Consider the following 19335-nt stretch of genomic DNA (forward strand, 5'->3'; position numbering starts at 1 on the left):
GAGCCTGCATGTCTGCCACCCACCCATATTCTTCCAGTTCGGAGCAATCCAGAGAGCCAAGCGAGCAAGAAGAAATGCTTAAGCGCGGACTCGTACGCGTAAGTATTGCGGCAGAGGGCATTGATCCACTGCTGGATCGCCGCTTGAAAGAGCTGCGTAACTCGCTGCGCAGTGACGCACCGGCGTCCATGCTTACGGCACTGCTGCCTGACCTCGAACGGGCTGTCTTGGCTGCAGACCAATCACGCCAACAACGCAGGGACCAAGTCTGCGCACTATTGAAGAAATTGATTCGCCAACTGCAAGAACGTGATCCGCCCAAGGAGACTGATAGAGCATTGCGCGCCTTGAGCAAGCCGCTCGATGCGCAGGATAATATCGCGCAAAGCCTACCCAAGTTGCTGCAAGAGCTGACACAGCTGCAGGCTGCGGCCTTGAACAGCACACCGGAACAGAGTTCATCAGGCCTTTGGTCCCGGCTATTCAGTAAGCCCAGCGAAACGCCTGCGGGGCATTCCCAGATCGATGAGCTGGCAGAGCTTCCAGCATCGCCAGCTGAAGAACCTTTGCTCGCCGAGCAAGCTGCTACCAGCCTGGAACAGCCAGCCACAGAAGCGGCCCCTACGGTAGAGACAGCAATAGAAACCGCAGCCGGCGATACGCCCGAAACCAGCGCAAAGGTGTCCGGCAATATCAGCGGAGAGGAGCAAAACTACTCAAAAGTCGCCGCTCACGTCGAATCCATCCTGCTAAATTTGCTCAATGGCATGCAGCTGCTGGAGCAGCAGGAGACTGACTGTCAGCGACTGCGTGACCAGGTCAGCAAGGGCCTGAACTGGTATGAGCTTACGGCGGTACTTGATGCATTAGCGGCGCTGGTATTGAATTCCCAGCAAAACCGACAGGTCGAATTTGAGAGTTACCTGCAGCAACTCAACCAGCGCCTTAGTCAGTTTCAGGGCAACCTGGAAGATGCGCAAAGCTCCTACGTTGACTCTTTGGAGACCGACCGAACACTGGAAGTCGACATTCGCGATGAAGTTAAAGTGCTGCATGAAGATGTGCGCGAAGCCGAAGACCTGGATACCCTGAAAGCCAATGTCGAGGCCAAGCTTAGCTCGCTGCTGAGCAAGGTAGACCTCGCGCGCGACAGGCGCGAAGCGCGTGACAGCAAGGTGTCTGAGCGACTGACTACTATGGTAGAGCGCATCCAGGTGATGGAAGTGGAGGCGCAGACATTCCGCAAGCATCTGGAAGAACAACGCCAGCAAGCGATGATCGATACGCTCACCGGCCTGGCCAACCGCGCCGGCTTGCAAAAACGCATGAGCGAAGAGTTTGAACGCTGGCAGCGCTACGGCGGACAATTGCTGCTGGTAGTACTGGACGTCGACCACTTCAAATCAATCAACGACCGTTTTGGCCACCTGGCAGGTGACAAGGTATTGCGCCTGATTGCACTGCAGCTATCACGCCGACTGCGCAAAACCGACTACATCGGTCGCTTTGGCGGTGAAGAGTTTGTGGTGCTAATGCCGGGCACCACACTGGAACAAGGCGCGATTGCGCTGGAGGAGCTACGCGCTGGCATTGAGGGTAGCCCATTCCACTTCAAGAACGAGCCGGTGAGAGTCACTATTTCAATCGGCTACACCCAGTTCTGTAAGGGCGACACCCTAGACACCGTGTTCGAGCGTGCCGATAAAGCCATGTACAGCGCCAAGGATCAGGGGCGCAATCAAGTCATACAAGATTCCCACGGCACGCACGCCTGATCTCCCGGCGTGCTAACCTGCGCGCCTTGACCGCTACAGGTAACGTCCAGTGAGCTATTGGAAAACACTACTACCGGCATTAGCGCTCATCGCCGGCTGCAGTGAGCAGCTGGTGATTGACGATCGATATCAGGCAACTAGCCAGGACAGCCGCGTGCAGTACATAGTGCTGCACTACACCTCATCCGGCTTCGAGCGCTCGTTCAAGGTTTTAACTGAGGCAGGTGTCAGCAGCCACTACCTGATCAGTGACCATGACCCTATGGTTTATCGTCTGGTGGATGAAAACCAGCGCGCCTGGCACGCCGGCGCCAGCAGTTGGCAAGGGCGTACCTGGCTCAATTCCAGTTCCATCGGCATTGAGCTGGTAAATGACGGCTATGTTAACCGCGGCGACTGCCGCCAATGGCAGCCTTGGGATCAGCGTCAGATCGACGCGCTAATTACACTGCTACGCGATATTGAGCAGCGCCATGATCTGAGCCCGGAAGCGGTAGTCGGGCACAGCGATATAGCACCGCAACGCAAGGTCGATCCCGGCCCGCTCTTTCCATGGCAGCAACTGGTCGCCGCTGGCGTTGCCATCGGGCCTGATGCGCAAGAGGTCGCCAAGATGCAACAGTGGCTGGTAGGGCGCATCCCCGCCGTAAGCTGGTTTCAACAAAGCCTGGCGGCTTGGGGATATAAGGTGCCGCAAAGCGGGGAGCTGGATAACGCCACCCGCAACGTCATAGCCGCGTTTCAGATGCGCTTTCGCCAAGCCGATTATCGAGGACAGCCCGACAGCCAGACAGCCGCATTACTGGCAGCACTGGTCCCGGCGCAAGCCCAGGCGCTGCTTAGTGAGCGTCAACCGCAGTGGTACATACCAGACGAGAATCCATCAATGCCGCAGTCCGGTGCACCGCTGCCGCCGTGTACTCCTCATCATCCAGCAGGCTGAGAAAGGCAGACAGGCTGGGGTACTCGAATATCAGCACCTGATCCCACTGCTCGCCCTGCGGGGCGATCAAGGTATGTAACGCCTTACCCTGCAACAAAATAGTGGCGCCTGCCGCCGCCATCTTGTCTGTCACCGCACGCAGATAACGAGCATAGGCCTCACGGCCGGAACAGGGACTGACGTCATGACCGGATGGATACTCGGCATGGGCATTGAAGCGCAGCAGATTGAGCATCTGGATACGGGTATCTGCCGGGACCTTCTCGACAAGGGTCTTGAGGTTACCGGCGGTAGGGTTGAGACTCGGCATTAGACTTCCTTTGCAGCGGGACTGGACTAACTGTCAGCAAAGCAGGCAAGCTCCGCCTACGCCAGCGGCGCACGGCAGAAATGTCGGCGTTATTGCTCAGTACTACAGGAAAACCGCATTACATGCTCAACTGGATCTGGCTCGGCTTCTTTCTCAGCGCCTTCGCCGCCGCACTCTGGCAGTGGCTGGGCCTCGGCGACGCCGAGGTATTCAGCCGACTGGTCAGCGCCTTGTTCGAGATGGCGCGGCTGAGTGTAGAAATCGTATTGGTGCTGGTGGGCACCATGACCCTTTGGCTGGGCTTTCTCAATATTGCCGAAAAAGCCGGGCTTATCAGCCTGATGGCGCGTTTACTCGATCCGCTGTTTCGTCGCCTGATGCCGGAGGTGCCCAGCGGTCACCCGGCGCTGGGCCACATCACCATGAACTTTGCCGCCAACGTGCTAGGGCTGGATAACGCTGCCACACCAATCGGCATCAAGGCCATGCACTCGCTGCAGACACTCAACCCGAGCAAGGATACCGCCAGTAATGCGCAGATCCTGTTCATGGTGCTCAACACCTCTTCGCTCACATTGCTACCGGTCACCGTATTCATGTACCGCGCGCAGCAGGGCGCCAGCGATCCTACCGAGGTGTTTCTGCCTATCCTCTTGGCGACCACCGCTTCCAGCCTGGTGGGCCTGCTCAGCGTAGCGCTGATGCAGCGGCTTAAACTATGGGACCCGGTGGTACTTGCCTATCTGGCCGCCGGTGCAGCCTTCCTGGGACTGTTGCTGACGACCCTCGCCGGACTCTCTTCTGAGGCACTGGCCGCCACTTCGACGCTGGTCGGCAATCTGACACTGTTCGGTATCATCATCGCCTTTTTGCTGATTGCCGCGCTGCGCAAGGTGAACGTCTACGATAGCTTCATTGAGGGAGCCAAGCAGGGCTTTGAGGTGTCTGTTTCGCTCTTACCCTACCTCGTCGCCATGCTGGTTGCCGTAGGTGTACTGCGTGCCAGCGGCGTACTGGATGCAGGATTGGATGGCATCCGTTGGCTAGCCGAAACCTGCGGCTGGGATACCCGTTTTGTCGATGCGCTACCGACCGCCTTTATCAAGCCCCTGTCAGGCAGTGGCGCGCGGGCAATGATGATCGAAACCATGAATACCTTCGGCGTCGATAGCTTCCCGGCAAAGATGGCCGCGACCTTCCAGGCCAGCACCGAAACCACCTTCTATGTACTCGCGGTGTACTTCGGCGCCATCGGCATCAGCCGCGTACGCCACGCGCTGGGCTGCGCACTGCTGGCGGACCTGGCGGGCATGTTGACGGCGATTGGGGTTTGCTATTGGTTTTTTGGTTGAGTTGAGCTTCAAGCTTCAAGCTTCAAGCTTCAAGTCAGAGCTTAGCTGGCCATCGAGCGGCGCCAGGCTCACCCCTTATGCTAACCTGTTTGGCACACACACCCGCTTGCGGCTTGTAGCTTGCCGCTTGTAGCAGAGAGAAATGCATGCCCGCCCCCCGCTTCGACCAACTCCACCGCCAACCCGGCCCCTGGTTCGTGGCGCTGGGCGGTGCGGGCATGTTTGGCGCCAACTTTTATCTCTACGGCTCCGGCGGCGAGTGGATTGCCATAGACTGCGGCTTTGCGCTGAACGCCACCCCCAGTGGCCGCAATAGCGTGACGGTACCCAGCCTGTCGGCGCTGGAGCGGCATGACATCAAGCTCTCGGCCATCCTCATTACCCATGGCCACGAAGACCACATTGGCGCTATCCCGCATATTTGGCGGGCCATGGATTGTCCGATCTACGCCAGCCCCTTTGCTGCTCGACTGATCCGAGCGAAGCTCGACCCTGGCCTGACCTGGCCACGCATCCACGAGATTCAACCGCTAGAGCCCATCGGCATTGGCGCTTTTCAGGCTGAATGGATACCCGTCACGCACTCCATCCCCGAATCCCACGCCATCATGCTCGACGTCGCCGGTAAACGGCTCTACCACAGCGGCGACTGGAAGCTGGACGCTCAGCCGGTGGTGGGCGGTCTGACCGCGCAGGGGCGCTTGCAAGCGTTAGGACGGCAAGGCGTAGATGTGATCATCGGCGACTCGACCAACGCGCCGGTTGCCGGCGCCAGCCGCACGGAAGCGGCGGTGCAAAACGGTCTGCAGGATGCCATTAAACCCTGCAGTCAACGCGTTATCGTCACCTGCTTTGCCAGCAATCTGGCCCGCCTGCACAGCCTGGCTGAAATCGCGTTTGACTGTGGCCGCTACGCAGCACTGCTGGGACGCAGTCTGGTCAACATGCACGGCTTTGGCCGCGCACAGGGCTACCTCAATAGTCGTCCCGGTTATATCGGCCCGTGGGAATTGGGCCACCTGCCACGCGAGCAGCAAATGTGGATCTGCACCGGCAGTCAGGGCGAACCTGCTGCTGCTCTGGGCCGACTGGCCAGCGGCAATCACCCACAGCTCAGTCTGGAACCAGGCGACACCGTGGTGTTCTCCTCACGCCTTATTCCCGGCAACGAAGAGGCGCTAGCGCGGATCAAACAGGGGTTGAAAGAGCAGGGGGTGCAGATCATTGATGACGATATGGCACCGATCCACGCATCCGGCCATCCACCGCAGGAAGATCTGCGCGAACTCTATGGCTGGTTGAAAGCGCGCTACCTGCTACCAGTACATGGCGAGCTATACCACCAGCAGGCGCACATGCAGTTTGGCCGCAGCCTGGGATTGGGTGGTCTGGTGCCAAACAATGGCGACTTGATCGACCTCAGCGCCCAGCCCTGCAAGGTAGCCGAATTACCCCACGGGCTGGTCGAACTGCAGCAACGCTAACCGCCCCTCCCGCTTCCAGCTTGAGACTTACGGCTTCTAGCTTGTCGCTTGCAGCGTGAAACCTAAAACAACTCCTTGGCCTGCTCCCAGAGCATGCCCATCGCCAGCAGCGGCGCGCGGAAGCGCTGACCGCCAGGAAAGGCCATGTGCGGCACCTTGGCGAACAGTTCAAAACCATTGCTGGCCTGACCGCTGATAGCTTCGGCGAGTAGTTTGGCCGAGAGATGCGTAGCGTTGACGCCGTGACCGGAATAGGCCTGGGCGTAAAACACGTTGGGCTGGTCAGGCAGCTTGCCGATTTGCGGCAGGCGGTTGGCACCGATGCCGATCATGCCGCCCCATTGATAATCGATTTTCACGCCCGCCAGCTGCGGAAATACCTTGAGCATCTTCGGCTGCATATAAGCAGCAATGTCCGCTGGATCACGACCAGAGTAATGGCAGGCACCACCAAACAACAGGCGGTGATCCGCCGACATCCGATAGTAGTCCAGCGCCACGCGCTGATCACAAAGCGCCATATTTTGTGGGATGAGGCTACGCGCACGCTCCTCGCCCAGCGGTTCGGTCGCGATCACATAGCTGCCAGCCGGAATCACCGTGCCGCTCAACTTGGGATGCAAGCGGCCCAGGTAGGCGTTGCAGCCAATCACTAATTGCTTGGCCTGTACCGTACCGGTTGCACTGTGAATGGTCAGGGTGCTGCCGTAGTCGATCTGCGTCACGGCCGAGTGCTCAAACAGACGAACGCCCAGCTGCTGCGCCGCGGCTGCTTCGCCTAGTGCCAGGTTAAGCGGATGCAGATGACCGGAGCCCATATCAGTCATACCGCCAATATAGCAATCGGAGTTCACGACCGTATGCAGTTGATCGCGCTCGATCATGCGCATTTCGTGGCTGTAACCCAGTGACTCCAACTCGGCCTTGTCTGCCAAAAAGCTGTCCATGTGCGCGGGCTTGTTGGCCAGATCGCAGTAGCCCATGGTCAGATCGCAGTCGATCCCAAACTCGGCAATCCGTCGCTTGACGATATCCACCGCCTCTATGCCCATCAGCTTGAGATTGCGCACACCCTCAGCACCGATTTGCTTTTCAAACTGATCCACATCGTGACCGACACCACGGATGATCTGCCCACCATTTCGCCCGCTGGCGCCCCAACCAATCTGATGGGCCTCCAGCAGCACAACGGACAGGCCCTTCTGAGCCAACTCGATTGCGGTATTAAGGCCGGTAAAGCCACCGCCAACAATGCAGACATCAGCCAGCTCTTCACCCTGGAGCACCGGCAAGGACAGCTGACGATTGGCACTGGCGGCATAATAGGAAGGGGCATGCTGATGGGTATGAGTGGCGCTGACTGACATGGGATATCCGTTTGATATAGGCGAAATAGTGTCAATAAAAATTTACAGCAGCATAGAACATTAGCTACCCGCATAACAATGCCGCGGTAGTTAATCCGCCTCAGGGATGGGAATCGCCAGGGTCTCTTTCAGCTCTTCCATGACGATATAACTCTTGGATTCGCGCACCCCAGGCAACCGCAGCAGAATATCGCCAAGCAATTTGCGATAGGACGCCATCTCGGAGATTCGCGCTTTGATCAGATAATCGAAATCGCCGGATACTAGATGGCATTCCAGTACGTGGGGCAGCTTGGTGGCGGCACGACGAAAGTCATCAAAGATGTCCGCTGACTTCGAGTACAAGCTGATTTCAACAAATACCAACAGGTTGGCCTGCAATTTCTGCGGGTTCAGTCGCGCCCCATAGCCCAGGATGAACTTTTCCCGCTCCAGTCGCTTGACCCGCTCCATGCAAGGCGTAGTCGACAGGCCCACGTGCTCGCCGAGCTCTACATAGGACATACGACCCTCGTCCTGCAGCAGCTGCAGGATATGGCGATCGATCTTGTCCAGCTCGCGACTGGAAGCTCTTTTCGTTTTCATGAAAAACCTCTGAATATTAATAACAGCAAAGAATCTTTCTTTATTAAATATAAAATAAACGAAAAATCACTCCAGTTCACTTGCCCTAGAATAGTGATATCGCCCACAGGCTATATTTACTTATTCGGAGCAGCGCCATGCAGGTCCTTATTCTCGGTAGCGGCGTCATCGGTATCACCAGCGCCTGGTATCTGGCCAAAGCAGGACATCAGGTCACTGTAGTTGATCGCCAAAGCGGTCCCGCACTGGAAACCAGCTTCGGTAATGCCGGCATGATATCCCCCGGCTACTCCGCGCCCTGGGCCGCTCCGGGCGTACCCTTGAAGGCCGTCAAGTGGATGCTGGCAAAGCATGCACCGCTGGCGATCAAGCCAACCAACGACCCGCTGCAGTACCGCTGGATGATGCAGATGCTGCGCAACTGCACCGAGGCCAGATATGCGGTCAACAAGGAGCGCATGATGCGTCTGGCTGAGTACAGCCGTGACTGCCTGATGACGCTGCGCACCGAGAGCGGCGTGGATTATGAGCACCGCGAACTCGGCACCCTGCAACTGTTCCGCACGCAGAAACAAATGGATGCCGCCGCCAAAGACATCGCCGTGCTGGAACGCTGCGGCGTACCCTATGAGCTGCTCGACCGCGAAGGCTGCGTACGCGCCGAACCCGGCCTGGCACCCAGCGCGCACAAAATCGTTGGCGGCCTGCGCCTGCCCAACGATGAAACCGGCGACTGCCACCTGTTCACCACCCGCCTGGCAGCAAAAGCTGCTGAATTAGGCGTGCAGTTCCGTTTTAACTGCAACATCGACGAGTTGATCAGCGACGGCAGCCAAATCACTGGCGTGCGTCTGGCTGACGGCGAAACGCTCAAAGCGGATCGTTACGTGCTGGCACTGGGCAGTTTCTCACCCAAGCTGGCGCGCCCACTCGGTATGGACCTGCCGATCTATCCGGTCAAGGGCTACTCACTGACGCTGCCGGTGACCAACGATGCGATGGCGCCGGTCTCTACCATCATGGACGAAACCTACAAGGTTGCCATGACGCGTTTTGCCGATCGTATCCGCGTTGGCGGCATGGCTGAACTCACTGGCTTCGACGACAGTCTCAGCGACAAGCGCCGCGCCACGCTGGAAATGGTCATTTCTGATCTGTTGCCCGAAGGTGGTGCAGTGAGCGAAGCGACCTTCTGGACCGGCTTCCGTCCCAATACTCCGGATGGTACGCCGATCATTGGCGCCAGCCAGCTGCGTAACCTGTATTTCAATACCGGCCATGGCACCCTGGGCTGGACCATGTCCTGCGGCTCCAGCCAGTTACTGGCTGATCTGATCGACGGCAAGCAAACCGACATAGACGCTAGTGACTACAACCTCAATCGATACACCCAGCACAAGGAGTCCCAGCACCATGGCAATCCAGCGACAGCTCACTAACGAGCGCATGAGTCAGATCGTCATCCACCAGAACACGGTCTATCTCTCTGGTCAGGTGGCCGCTGATGATGACCTGGACAAGGATGCTGCGGCGCAAACACAGAGCACGCTGAAAGAGATCGAGGCGCTGCTGGCCCAGGCCGGAACCGACAAGACCCGCATCCTTTCGGTCACCATCTACCTGAAAGACATCGATGCCGACTTCGCCGCCATGAACAGCGCCTGGGATCAATGGCTGCCAGCCGGGACTGCACCCGCGCGCGCGACCGTTGAAGCCAAACTCTATGAGCCAGAGATTCTGGTCGAGATGTCAGTGGTCGCAGCACTATAGTCTTACCCCCTCGTCAGTCGCGCCTCCCGCACCGGAGCCGCGTCTGATAATCTAGGCCTTAGCGGGGCACTCCAGCCCCGCACTTTTTTTCAAGACAGTATTCATGCGCCCAGCCCACGCCCTGATCGACCTCAACGCCCTGCGTCACAACTACTTGCTGGCCAAGTCCCTGTCCGGCCAACGTGCGCTGGCGGTCATCAAAGCCAATGCCTACGGACATGGCGCAGTGCAATGCGCCGCGGCGCTGGCCGAAATTGCCGATGGTTTTGCCGTGGCCTGCATCGAAGAAGCACTGGAGCTGCGCGCAGCGGGCGTGAGCAAGCCGATTCTGCTGCTCGAGGGCTGGTTTGAGGCAGATGAGCTACCCCTGCTGGTAGAGCATGATCTGCGCGCCGTCGTGCATCATGAAGAGCAATTACAGCAGCTGGAGCAGGCACAACTGGCAGCGCCCCTGCATATCTGGCTGAAGCTGGACACCGGCATGCACCGCGTGGGCTTCAGCCCGGTCGAGTACGCTGACATCTGGCGCAGACTGGAGCGCAGCAGCAAGGTTGCCAGCCTGACCAAGATGACGCACTTCTCGCGCGCCGACGAGCCGGACACGGGCCGCACTGAAGAGCAGCTCAAGGTATTTGCCGAAGCGACCGAGGGTCTCGACGGTCCCGCCAGCCTCTGCAACTCACCGGGGGTGCTCGCCTGGCCAGCAGCTCATAACGATTGGCTGCGTCCCGGCATCATGCTGTATGGCGCAACGCCCTTCAACTTTGCCCAGGCGCAGGCCGAGCAGCTACAGCCGGTCATGCAACTGGAGTCACGCATCATTGCGGTGCGCGACCTGCCGGCCGGCGAACCCATCGGCTACGGGTCGCGCTTTGTTACCCAACGCCCAACCCGCGTTGGCGTCGTCGCCATGGGCTACGCCGATGGTTATCCCAGACATGCGAAAGACGGCACGCCAGTGCTGGTCGACGGACAACGCAGCCGCCTGATAGGGCGTGTCTCCATGGATATGCTCACGGTCGATCTGACCGACCTGCCCAACAGCGGTCTGGGCAGCCCGGTAAGACTCTGGGGTAATGGGCTCAATGCCAGCGAAGTCGCAGCCTGGGCTGACAGCATCCCGTATCAGCTGTTCTGCAACCTGAATCGTGTGCCCAGAGGCTATCTGGGCTGACTGTTCATTCCGTGATCTGTTGAAAATTCTGAACAGCCGTGCAATGATTCGGCTCACTAAGCACACCTGCCTGTGTAACCTGTCTGACTATTCCCTGGAGGAATCTGCCTTTGGACGTTGGTGCCCGCCTGAAAAACATCCGTAAACTCAAAGGATTATCACAACGAGAACTGGCCAAAAGAGCCGGTGTTACCAACAGCACCATTTCAATGATCGAGAAAAACAGCGTCAGCCCTTCGGTCAGCTCGCTGAAAAAAGTGCTGTCCGGCATCCCCATGTCGCTGGTTGATTTCTTTTCGCTGGAGCTGGAAGAAGACAGCCAACGCAAGGTGATCTACCGTGCCGACGAGCTACTCAATATCGGTACCAATGACGTCACCATGAAATTGGTAGGCAAGGGGCATCCTAACCGTGCCTTCTCATTCCTCAACGAGACCTATCCACCAGGCACCGACACCGGTCCGGACATGCTCACCCATGAAGGTGAAGAAGCCGGAACTGTGGTCAAGGGTCAGCTGGAAGTAACGGTAGGCAGTGAGGTCTATGTTCTGGATACTGGTGACAGCTACTACTTTGAGAGCAGCCAGCCGCACCGCTTTCGCAACCCCTCCGATAAAGAAGATTGCGTGCTGATCAGCGCCACCACCCCAGCCAACTTCTGAGCCAGCAGCGCCATCTTAGTTAGCGCTGCACCAGCGCCGGGCTTTCCTCTGCCGGCGCTCCGGCTATCGCCTGATACACCGACACCATGGCGACCGCCGAACCAATCCGGCTCTGCACCAGCTCACTGCGCACCGCGGTTAAGGCTTGTTCGGTATCCAGCACCTCAAAATACTCAATATAGCCTTGTTCGTAACGTAGTCGCGCCTGTTCAACAGCCTGCTCAGCGGACTCACTGGCGGTCTGCAAAAAGGCGCTGCGGTGCTGTGATTGCCGCACATTGACCAGCGCATTTTCGGTTTCTTCCAGTGCGTTAAGTACCGCCTGCTGATATTGCGCCAGACGCTCCTCGCCACGCGCGTCCGCCGCTGAAATGCGCGCGCGCACACCTTCTACATCCAAAAAAGTCCAATCAATACCAAGGGTTACGCTGCGTGATTCAGCACCAGAGGTGAACAGATCGCTGCCATTACCCGCCACTGAGCCCAATAGCCCACCCAGGGTAAAACGCGGAAACAGGTCGGCTGTCGCCACCCCAATCTGCGCGGTAGCTGCTGCCAGACGACGCTCTGCTGCCTGTATATCTGGGCGCCGGCGTAATACGTGCGCTGGCGTACCCACCGGGATCTCAGCGACCACTGCCGGCATCGGCTTAACCTCGCCCAGCAACGCATTTAGCGCCGCTGGTGGCTGTCCGGTCAGCACCGCCAAACGATGCATGCTCACCTGCACTGTGGCCTCGCGCTGAGGCACCAGGGCACGCAACGAATCCAGTTCAGCCTCGGCGCGTAGCTGATCGAAACGAGTACCTCGCCCGGCGTCCAGGCGCGCGCTGACGATATCCAGCGACTCCTGCTGCAGCGCCACATTCTGGCGTGCCACGGCGAGGAGCTGTTGCTGGCCACGTAGCGCGAAATAGCTGCTCGCCAGTTGCCCCGTCAGCGCCACCTGTAACGCCTGAAAGTCGCCGGCCGATGCTTGTAACTCGGCTTCGCTCGCCTCTACTCCTCGCGCCAGGCGTCCATAAAAATCCAGCTCCCAGCTGGCAACCAAACCAGCGGAATAGCGCTCAACTCTCTCTTGGTCTGGCGTGCTGCGCTCAACTTCTGCCAAATGCTGCTCAGAGGCGCCACCCTCGGCCCGCATGCTGGGCCAACGATCGCGGCGCGCGCCACGCAGCAGAGCTTCAGCCCCCTGGTACCGGGCCAAAAGGGTCTGCAAATCCAGGTTGCCAGCCAAGGTGCGCGCAACCAACTGCGCCAGGATAGGATCATTAAAGCCGGCCCAGAAACGCTGTTCCGCCGCCGGGTCAGACAGACTGCTTGTCGCCTGACTGAAGCTGTCTACCTGAACTGGCTGGGGCGCCTTGTAATCCGGTCCAACAGCACAAGCGGTAACCAGCAGACTCAAGGCAAAAGGCATTAACTTAGGCAGCGACTTATACATGGGAGTGCTCCTCTTCAGTTGCCGCACGGGACGGTTTAACTGCCAGGGATTTGCCCGACAGCTTACGGAGGGCGACATAAAAGACCGGTGTCAGCAGCAGACCAAAGAGCGTCACCCCAAGCATGCCGGTAAACACCGTGATACCCATGGCGTTACGCACTTCACTACCCGCTCCACTGGCCAATACCAACGGCACCACACCGGCGATAAAGGCCACCGAGGTCATGATGATCGGGCGTAAGCGCAGACGACTCGACTCCAACGCAGCTTTAACGGTATCCATGCCAGCCATCTCCAACTCACGGGCAAACTCGACAATCAGGATGGCGTTCTTGCACGCCAGCCCCATCAACACCACCAGACCCACCTGCACGAAGACGTTATTGTCGCCACCGCTCAACCAGACACCAAAGAGCGCAGCGAGCAGGCACATGGGTACGATCAGAATCACCGCCAGCGGCATCACCCAGCTTTCATACAGTGCAGCCAATACCAGGAAGACCAGTAACAAGGCGAGCGGGAAGACCACCAGCGCGGCATTGCCTTGGGTGATCTGCTGGAAGCTCAAATCAGTCCACTCCACGCTCATGCCCGCCGGCAACGTCTGCCCCGCGACTCGGGCAACGGTAGCCAGGGTTTCGCCGGACGACAGCATGCTGGGGTCAGACTGCCCGATCAGGTCCGCGGCCGGGTAGCCGTTATAACGGATCACCGGATCGGGGCCGAAGCTTGGCGTCAGGCTCACCATGGTATTGAGCGGCACCATCTCGCCCTGGGCATTGCGCGTATACAAATGATCCAGATCGCTGGCCTCATCACGGTAGGACGCGTCGGCCTGCGCCTTGACCTGATAAGTGCGGCCAAACAGATTGAAGTCATTGATGTACTGCGAGCCAAAGTACATTTGCAACGTACCGAACAGGTCATCCAGGCGCACGCCCTGTGCCTTGGCCTGCAATCGATCTACCTCGGCATCCAGTTGCGGCACGTTGGCCTGATAAGAGGTAATCGGGAAGCCCAGCCCCGGCGTCTGACTCAGCGCCATGGCCAACGCATCAGTAGATTGCTGCAGCGCGCCATAACCGGCACCGCTGCGATCCTGAATATAGAGCGAATACCCCGAGCCCGCGCCAAGACCGAATACCGGTGGCGGCATGAAGGTAATGGCAAAGCCTTCATTGATCGCGCCCAGCTTGGCATTAAGCTCGTCAGCAATCTCCAGCGCCGTGCGATCACGAATAGCAAAGTCATCGAACAACACGAAAACGGTGGCGATATTCGGCGTATTAGTGCCCTGTAATGCATTGAAGCCAACAAAGGCCGCCGCGTCAGCAACCCCTTCGGTGTCCAGCGCCATATCACTCACACGCCGTGCTACGGCTTCGGTGCGGTCCAGCGTCGAGCCTTCAGGCAGGCGAATACTGCCGATCAGATAGGTCTTGTCCTGAGTAGGGATAAAGCCGCCCGGTACCTTGTTGAACATAAAGGCGGTACTCGCCAGCAACACCAGATACACGACCAACACCAAACCACGACGACCAAAACTGCGGCCAACAAAGCGCTCATAGCGCAGCGCGTTGCGCTGAAAGAAACGGTTGAACGGGCGGAACAACCAGCCAAATCCCCGATCCAGCAGGCGCGCGGGCAAATCAGGTGCAGCGCCATGCGGCTTGAGCAGAGTGGCCGCCAAAGCAGGTGATAGGGTTAGCGAGTTGATCGCCGAGATCACCGTGGTAATCGCGATGGTCACCGCGAACTGCCGGTAGAACTGGCCGGTGATACCATCCAGAAACGCCATGGGTACAAAGACCGCACAGAGCACCAGGCTGATGGCGATGATCGGCCCACTGACCTCGCGCATGGCCTGGTGCGCTGCCGCCAGCGGTGCCAGCCCTTGCTCAATATTACGCTCGACGTTCTCCACCACCACGATGGCGTCATCCACCACGATGCCGATAGCCAGCACCATGGCGAACAGCGTCAGGGTGTTGATCGAAAAACCCAGCATTAGCAGCACGGCAAAGCTACCAACAATGGACACCGGTACCGCCAGCAAGGGAATCAACGAGGCGCGCCAGGTCTGCAAAAACAGAATCACCACCAGCACGACCAATGCCACCGCCTCCAGCAGAGTGGTGATCACCGAGCTGATGGAGGTACTGACAAACACCGTGGGGTCATAGGCGATTTCCCACTTCAAACCTTTCGGGAAGCGGTCATCCAACTCATCCATTTTGGCGCGCACCGCCTTGGATACGTCCAACGCATTGGAGCCAGGCGCCTGAAAGATCGGCAGGGCGACCGCCTGACGGCCATTGAGCAGCGCGCGCAACGAATCCTCCTGCGCCGCCAGCTCAATCCTCGCTACATCGCGCAGACGGGTAATCTGGCCATCATCGCCGGTCTTCAATACGATATCGCCGAAAGACTCGGTACTATCCAAGCGGCCCTTGGCATTAATCGAAATCAGCAGGTCAGAGCCGTTAGGCATCGGCGGGGCGCCAATCTGCCCGGCGGAGACTTGCACATTCTGCTCCTGCACTGCAGCACTGATATCGCCAGCAGTTACCCCCAAGGCGGCCGCACGCTGTGGATCAATCCACAAGCGCATGGCATAGTCGCCCGCGCCAAACAACCCGGCCTGACCTACACCGGGAATACGCGCCAGCTCATCACGTATATGCAGAACTGCATAGTTGCGAATGTAGGTCGCATCCAGGCTGTCGTCCGGCGAGATAAGATGCACCGCCATCATCAGATTGGGCGACTGCTTCTGCGTGGTAACGCCCAAACGGCGCACATCCTCGGGTAGCCGCGGCAGCGCCTGGGATACCCGGTTCTGCACCTGCACCTGCGCCTGATCCGGATCGGTGCCAAGCGCAAAGGTCACGGTCAGCGCCAGACTGCCATCGCTGCCGGCCACCGACTTCATGTAGATCATGTCTTCGACGCCGTTGATGGCTTCTTCCAACGGGGTAGCGACAGTTTCCGAGATGGTTTTCGGGTTGGCTCCGGGATAACTGGCGCTGACCAGCACGCTGGGTGGCACTACCTCGGGGTATTCGCTAACCGGCAACAGCGGGATGCTGATCAGGCCAACGGCAAAAATGATAATCGACAGTACCGAGGCAAAAATCGGACGGTCGATAAAGAAACGTGAAATATTCACGGCAAGACTCTCCCTTCGACGCGCTCAGCTGAACGCGTCCCTGGCAATAATGACTGGGTTATAGGTGTGGTATGGCCGCCTAGAAGCTGTTCTGCGCCACCGCGGCCTGACGTTCGGTGCTCGCCATGGCCACTGGCTGCGGTGCTACCTGCATACCCGGAAAGAGAATTTTCTGCAGCCCGTTGACCACCAGGCGGTCACCACTGCTGAGACCTTCGCTGATCACCAGCAGGCCATCAAAACGGCGACCCGTTTGTACAAAGCGGCGGCTGGCGTGATCCTGCTCATCGAGCACGTAAACATAACGGCGGTCCTGATCGGTCAATACTGCTTTTTGATCAATCAGAATGGTCTGGCTGCCTGCCGCTACTGGCATCTGTACCCGAGCAAACTGACCGGGTCGCAGACTGCCCTGCGGATTGGCAACGACCGCGCGGTACTGCAAGGTGCCCGTCGCTGCATTGAACTGGTTATCGACAAAATCCAGTTGCCCGGTGTGCGGATAGTCATCGCTGTTGGTCAGGCCAACTCGCACCGGCACCACTGCATGATCCGCCGTGGCGTAAGGATTAGCGTCCGCAGTCTGTTGATCACTCTCGAAGTACACATACATGGGATCAACCGATACCAGGGTCGCCAACAAGGTGCTGTCAGCGGTAGCCAGGTTGCCACGGGTTATTTCGGCCCGGCCCATGCGCCCGCCCACCGGCGCTTTCACTTCGGTATAGGCGAGGTCCAGTTTGGCGTTATCCAATGCCGCTTGAGCCGAGTCCACACCTGCACGAGCAATTGAACGCGCCGCGCTGCGTTGCTCCAGCTCTTCACGGGAAATCGCCCGGCGCTCCCACAACTGCTCGGCCCGTTGCGCTTCACGGTTGCTCAGCCGCTGCTGGCTACGAGCGCGTTCAAGCTCGGCTTTGGCCATCTGCAAGCGCGCCTGGTAAGGCCGCTGATCAATCACGAAGAGCACATCACCCTGCTTAACCAACTCGCCCTCGGTAAAGGCAACCTGATCAATATAACCACTGACGCGCGGGCGCAACGCGACCGTCTCCGGAGCGGCGATCCGTCCGGTGAAGGTATCCCATAGCGTTACATCTCGGACGTTAACAGTGGCAACCTCGACCTCGGGCGGTGGTGGTTGCGTTGCCGCCTCTTGCCCCTTGGCATCACAACCCGCTAGCAGCGCTACCAGGACGCTCGCCATACCCAGCTGTCCAGCACGCTTAAAGGTGAAGGTGTTCATCTGTTCTTTGCTCCCTATTAAAATGACCGGCAACAGCACAACAGCCGACTCGCTGGCGCTAAGCTGAAAAAGCACTGCTTTGGCATAAGCAATGCGTTTCACCGCGCGAATAGACGAGACGGCAGGACTGGGCTCTGGTATGGGAGGGAAAGATACGCGCACAGGCGCAGAGCAGGTATCCCGGTTCTGCGCATGAATTGCCTAATTCTACTTAATTAGAGAAAAAGGCAATCGCTTGAATGAGCCTTTGCAGGGCTAAAATACCAGCAAAGCGCACCTTAAAATGGCAAAACAACCTGCCACAACTGTTGATTTGCGCGATCCTGCAAGCTTATTGCCTTATCCTGCAATTTACATCAGGCTGTAATCAGCGTCTAAGTCTTCATGCGTATACTATCGCGAAACTCCAGAACGAGGTGTTATCGCATGATCGACATCAATGCCCAGCTTGCGCAACCTGAAGCGCCCATGTGTCGCCGCTTAGCGGAGCTCGTGGTGAAGCACACCTCGGAAGAAGGTGTTCAAGACACCTGCATACCCGGCTTGCAAGTTTTTCGGGCCGATCATCCAACCAGCGTCAGCTCCTCGGTATACGAGCCTTCTCTTTGCGTCATGGCGCAGGGCAGCAAGACATTGCAGCTGGGCGACAAGGAAATCATTTACGGCCCACTGACCTATATGATCTCGGCGGTAGAGCTGCCCGTTGTGGGCTGCGTGGTGGATGCCTCACCAGAAACGCCTTACCTGGCGGTAAAGCTGGCGATAGATCCGCAGGAAGTGGCGGAAATGGTGCTCGAGTTAGGCGACACCCTACCGCCACTGGATCAGCAACGTGACTGCCCAGCTGCCTCCTGCGGGCTCTGTGTGGCCCCGGTAGATGTGGGCATTCTGGAGGCCATGACGCGATTGGTATCTTTACTTGAGTCACCCGCAGACTGTCGCATTCTGGCACCGCTGGCCCGCCGCGAGATAATTTACCGCGCGCTAATCGGCGAGATGGGCTGGCGCATGCGCGACTTTGTCTCTACCGACAGCCAGGCTCATCGCATCTCCAAAGTCATTGCGGTACTCAAAGACAGATTTGCCGAGCCGCTGCGCGTGCGAGACCTGGCTGAAGACGTAAATATGAGCGAATCCACTCTGTTTCACAGCTTCAAGCAGGTAACGCGGATGTCACCGGTGCAATTCCAGAAGAAATTGCGCTTACACGAAGCGCGCAGGCTGATGCTAAGTGAGGGGCTGGAAGCGGCGACTGCCAGTTATCGTGTAGGTTACGAAAGCCCTTCACACTTTAGCCGCGAGTATCGCCGCATGTTTGGTGCACCGCCCAGAGCAGACGTGATCAAACTCCGTGGCGAGCAGCCTATGCTCGCCAGCATGTAACCTGGGGAAGCCCGGCCAAATCAGTTTGGCGGGAAGCTACCCAGAATCTTACCTACCAGACGATTGATCTGCTCGTCGCGCTTGACTGGTGACTGCGGACGATCGCTCAGTGTTTCGCCTTCGCTGCCACGCCAAACCAATTTTCCATCGCTGGCGTCGAGCATGTCGATCTGCAAAATCAACTCTTTATAGTCAACCCGCTGGGTCTGAATCGACGGACCGCCCCAGAAACCACCCCAACCGGTACCCCAGTAGCCACCGAAGCTGGTACTGACATTGTCCTGACGATTCTCAATCATCAGGTAAGTCTTCACCTTCAGATCAGCCTCCTGGTTCGCTACTGGCGGACGCAGGCCACGCAACTCCATCTGATTGGCTACCGAATCCTTGACCCGATCACTGATCAACTCACCGCTGAGACGGGGATCATTTTCCGGCAGCGAAGACACAGCAGGCTCGGCAAACTGCCAGGTACGGTAGTCGGCAAAATTGCGTGAGGTATCGTAATCAGGCTGCACTGCAGCACCCTGACAAGCGGACATCAACAGCAGCGCAGGCAACAGCAAAAATAAAGAACGCATTTTAATACTCCACAAGGTGATCAAAATCCACTGGCCAACAACATACAGTATAGAGCCTGCAATAGATCACAGGCTGATGCGCAATACTGT

16 protein-coding genes are annotated in these 19335 nt (G+C 58.2%); 9 read left to right on the plus strand and 7 right to left on the minus strand.

All coding sequences use genetic code 11. From position 1 onward, the window contains the following. The first annotated feature begins 8 nt into the window (after window positions 1–8). Together EF096_RS06515 and EF096_RS06520 are read left to right on the plus strand one after the other, a co-directional pair. A complete protein-coding gene (locus EF096_RS06515; protein WP_123888816.1) occupies window positions 9–1775 on the plus strand; it encodes a GGDEF domain-containing protein in 1767 nt (588 codons plus the stop codon). A 49-nt stretch (window positions 1776–1824) separates the two neighbouring features. Next, the gene (locus tag EF096_RS06520) at window positions 1825–2718 is read left to right on the plus strand and encodes an N-acetylmuramoyl-L-alanine amidase (RefSeq protein ID WP_123888817.1); all 894 of its coding nucleotides are present in this window, start codon (window positions 1825–1827) and stop codon (window positions 2716–2718) included. On the opposite strand, the gene EF096_RS06525 is transcribed toward EF096_RS06520, so the two are convergent. Continuing rightward, window positions 2615–3028, minus strand: coding sequence for a DUF1330 domain-containing protein (locus EF096_RS06525; protein ID WP_123888818.1), 414 nt, complete (start codon window positions 3026–3028; stop codon window positions 2615–2617). The two genes, EF096_RS06520 and EF096_RS06525, sit on opposite strands and share 104 nt — an antisense overlap. 122 nt (window positions 3029–3150) lie before the next feature. Between EF096_RS06525 and EF096_RS06530 the strand changes: the two genes are divergently transcribed. Further along, a complete protein-coding gene (locus EF096_RS06530; protein ID WP_123888819.1) occupies window positions 3151–4380 on the plus strand; it encodes a nucleoside recognition domain-containing protein in 1230 nt (409 codons plus the stop codon). Between the two features lie 146 nt (window positions 4381–4526). Continuing rightward, window positions 4527–5864, plus strand: coding sequence for a ribonuclease J (locus tag EF096_RS06535; RefSeq protein WP_123888820.1), 1338 nt, complete (start codon window positions 4527–4529; stop codon window positions 5862–5864). Between the two features lie 62 nt (window positions 5865–5926). Here EF096_RS06535 and EF096_RS06540 read toward each other — a convergent pair whose 3' ends face one another. Together EF096_RS06540 and EF096_RS06545 are read right to left on the minus strand one after the other, a co-directional pair. Then, complete coding sequence (locus EF096_RS06540) at window positions 5927–7231, minus strand: NAD(P)/FAD-dependent oxidoreductase (protein ID WP_123888821.1); 1305 nt, start codon at window positions 7229–7231, stop codon at window positions 5927–5929. A gap of 90 nt (window positions 7232–7321) precedes the next feature. Then, a complete protein-coding gene (locus tag EF096_RS06545; RefSeq protein WP_123888822.1) occupies window positions 7322–7816 on the minus strand; it encodes an Lrp/AsnC ligand binding domain-containing protein in 495 nt (164 codons plus the stop codon). A gap of 137 nt (window positions 7817–7953) precedes the next feature. On the opposite strand from EF096_RS06545, the gene EF096_RS06550 reads away from it, so the two are divergent. The 4 genes from EF096_RS06550 (at window position 7954) to EF096_RS06565 (ending at window position 11422) form a co-directional block, all read left to right on the plus strand. After that, window positions 7954–9255, plus strand: a complete 1302-nt coding sequence (locus EF096_RS06550; protein ID WP_123888823.1) for a D-amino acid dehydrogenase — start codon at window positions 7954–7956, stop codon at window positions 9253–9255. Further along, on the plus strand, window positions 9230–9586 hold the full coding sequence (locus EF096_RS06555) for a RidA family protein (RefSeq protein ID WP_123888824.1): 357 nt from the start codon (window positions 9230–9232) through the stop codon (window positions 9584–9586). The genes EF096_RS06550 and EF096_RS06555 overlap by 26 nt, the downstream gene beginning before the upstream one ends. Before the next feature lie 103 nt (window positions 9587–9689). Further along, window positions 9690–10760, plus strand: coding sequence for an alanine racemase (alr, locus tag EF096_RS06560; RefSeq protein WP_123888825.1), 1071 nt, complete (start codon window positions 9690–9692; stop codon window positions 10758–10760). Between the two features lie 110 nt (window positions 10761–10870). Next, window positions 10871–11422: a cupin domain-containing protein gene (locus tag EF096_RS06565; RefSeq protein ID WP_123888826.1), complete on the plus strand. Its 552-nt coding sequence runs from the start codon at window positions 10871–10873 to the stop codon at window positions 11420–11422. 19 nt (window positions 11423–11441) lie between these two features. Here EF096_RS06565 and EF096_RS06570 read toward each other — a convergent pair whose 3' ends face one another. The 3 genes from EF096_RS06570 to EF096_RS06580 form a co-directional block, all read right to left on the minus strand. Next, window positions 11442–12866, minus strand: coding sequence for an efflux transporter outer membrane subunit (locus EF096_RS06570; RefSeq protein WP_123888827.1), 1425 nt, complete (start codon window positions 12864–12866; stop codon window positions 11442–11444). After that, entirely contained in the window at window positions 12859–16035 is a 3177-nt protein-coding gene (locus tag EF096_RS06575) for an efflux RND transporter permease subunit (RefSeq protein ID WP_123888828.1), read from the minus strand. The genes EF096_RS06570 and EF096_RS06575 overlap by 8 nt, the downstream gene beginning before the upstream one ends. A gap of 79 nt (window positions 16036–16114) precedes the next feature. Next, window positions 16115–17281 (minus strand): efflux RND transporter periplasmic adaptor subunit, encoded by a 1167-nt coding sequence (locus tag EF096_RS06580; protein ID WP_123888829.1) that lies wholly within the window; start codon window positions 17279–17281, stop codon window positions 16115–16117. Between the two features lie 426 nt (window positions 17282–17707). Between EF096_RS06580 and EF096_RS06585 the strand changes: the two genes are divergently transcribed. Beyond that, complete coding sequence (locus tag EF096_RS06585; protein WP_123888830.1) at window positions 17708–18664, plus strand: AraC family transcriptional regulator; 957 nt, start codon at window positions 17708–17710, stop codon at window positions 18662–18664. A gap of 20 nt (window positions 18665–18684) precedes the next feature. Here EF096_RS06585 and EF096_RS06590 read toward each other — a convergent pair whose 3' ends face one another. After that, window positions 18685–19245: a DUF4136 domain-containing protein gene (locus EF096_RS06590; RefSeq protein WP_123888831.1), complete on the minus strand. Its 561-nt coding sequence runs from the start codon at window positions 19243–19245 to the stop codon at window positions 18685–18687. Between the last annotated feature and the right edge of the window lie 90 nt (window positions 19246–19335).

The sequence above is a fragment of the Pseudomonas neustonica genome (assembly GCF_003797945.1).
GTDB classification, from domain to species: Bacteria; Pseudomonadota; Gammaproteobacteria; order Pseudomonadales; family Pseudomonadaceae; genus Halopseudomonas; species Halopseudomonas neustonica.

What these genes read in the sequence shown, in the direction of transcription:
- EF096_RS06515 (WP_123888816.1), top strand. Translation starts at nt 9, where the DNA reads ATGTCTGCCACCCACCCATATTCTTCCAGTTCGGAGCAATCCAGAGAG.
- EF096_RS06525 (WP_123888818.1), bottom strand. Translation starts at nt 3,028, where the DNA reads ATGCCGAGTCTCAACCCTACCGCCGGTAACCTCAAGACCCTTGTCGAG.
- EF096_RS06530 (WP_123888819.1), top strand. Translation starts at nt 3,151, where the DNA reads ATGCTCAACTGGATCTGGCTCGGCTTCTTTCTCAGCGCCTTCGCCGCC.
- EF096_RS06535 (WP_123888820.1), top strand. Translation starts at nt 4,527, where the DNA reads ATGCCCGCCCCCCGCTTCGACCAACTCCACCGCCAACCCGGCCCCTGG.
- EF096_RS06540 (WP_123888821.1), bottom strand. Translation starts at nt 7,231, where the DNA reads ATGTCAGTCAGCGCCACTCATACCCATCAGCATGCCCCTTCCTATTAT.
- EF096_RS06545 (WP_123888822.1), bottom strand. Translation starts at nt 7,816, where the DNA reads ATGAAAACGAAAAGAGCTTCCAGTCGCGAGCTGGACAAGATCGATCGC.
- EF096_RS06550 (WP_123888823.1), top strand. Translation starts at nt 7,954, where the DNA reads ATGCAGGTCCTTATTCTCGGTAGCGGCGTCATCGGTATCACCAGCGCC.
- EF096_RS06555 (WP_123888824.1), top strand. Translation starts at nt 9,230, where the DNA reads ATGGCAATCCAGCGACAGCTCACTAACGAGCGCATGAGTCAGATCGTC.
- alr (WP_123888825.1), top strand. Translation starts at nt 9,690, where the DNA reads ATGCGCCCAGCCCACGCCCTGATCGACCTCAACGCCCTGCGTCACAAC.
- EF096_RS06570 (WP_123888827.1), bottom strand. Translation starts at nt 12,866, where the DNA reads ATGTATAAGTCGCTGCCTAAGTTAATGCCTTTTGCCTTGAGTCTGCTG.
- EF096_RS06580 (WP_123888829.1), bottom strand. Translation starts at nt 17,281, where the DNA reads ATGAACACCTTCACCTTTAAGCGTGCTGGACAGCTGGGTATGGCGAGC.
- EF096_RS06585 (WP_123888830.1), top strand. Translation starts at nt 17,708, where the DNA reads ATGATCGACATCAATGCCCAGCTTGCGCAACCTGAAGCGCCCATGTGT.
- EF096_RS06590 (WP_123888831.1), bottom strand. Translation starts at nt 19,245, where the DNA reads ATGCGTTCTTTATTTTTGCTGTTGCCTGCGCTGCTGTTGATGTCCGCT.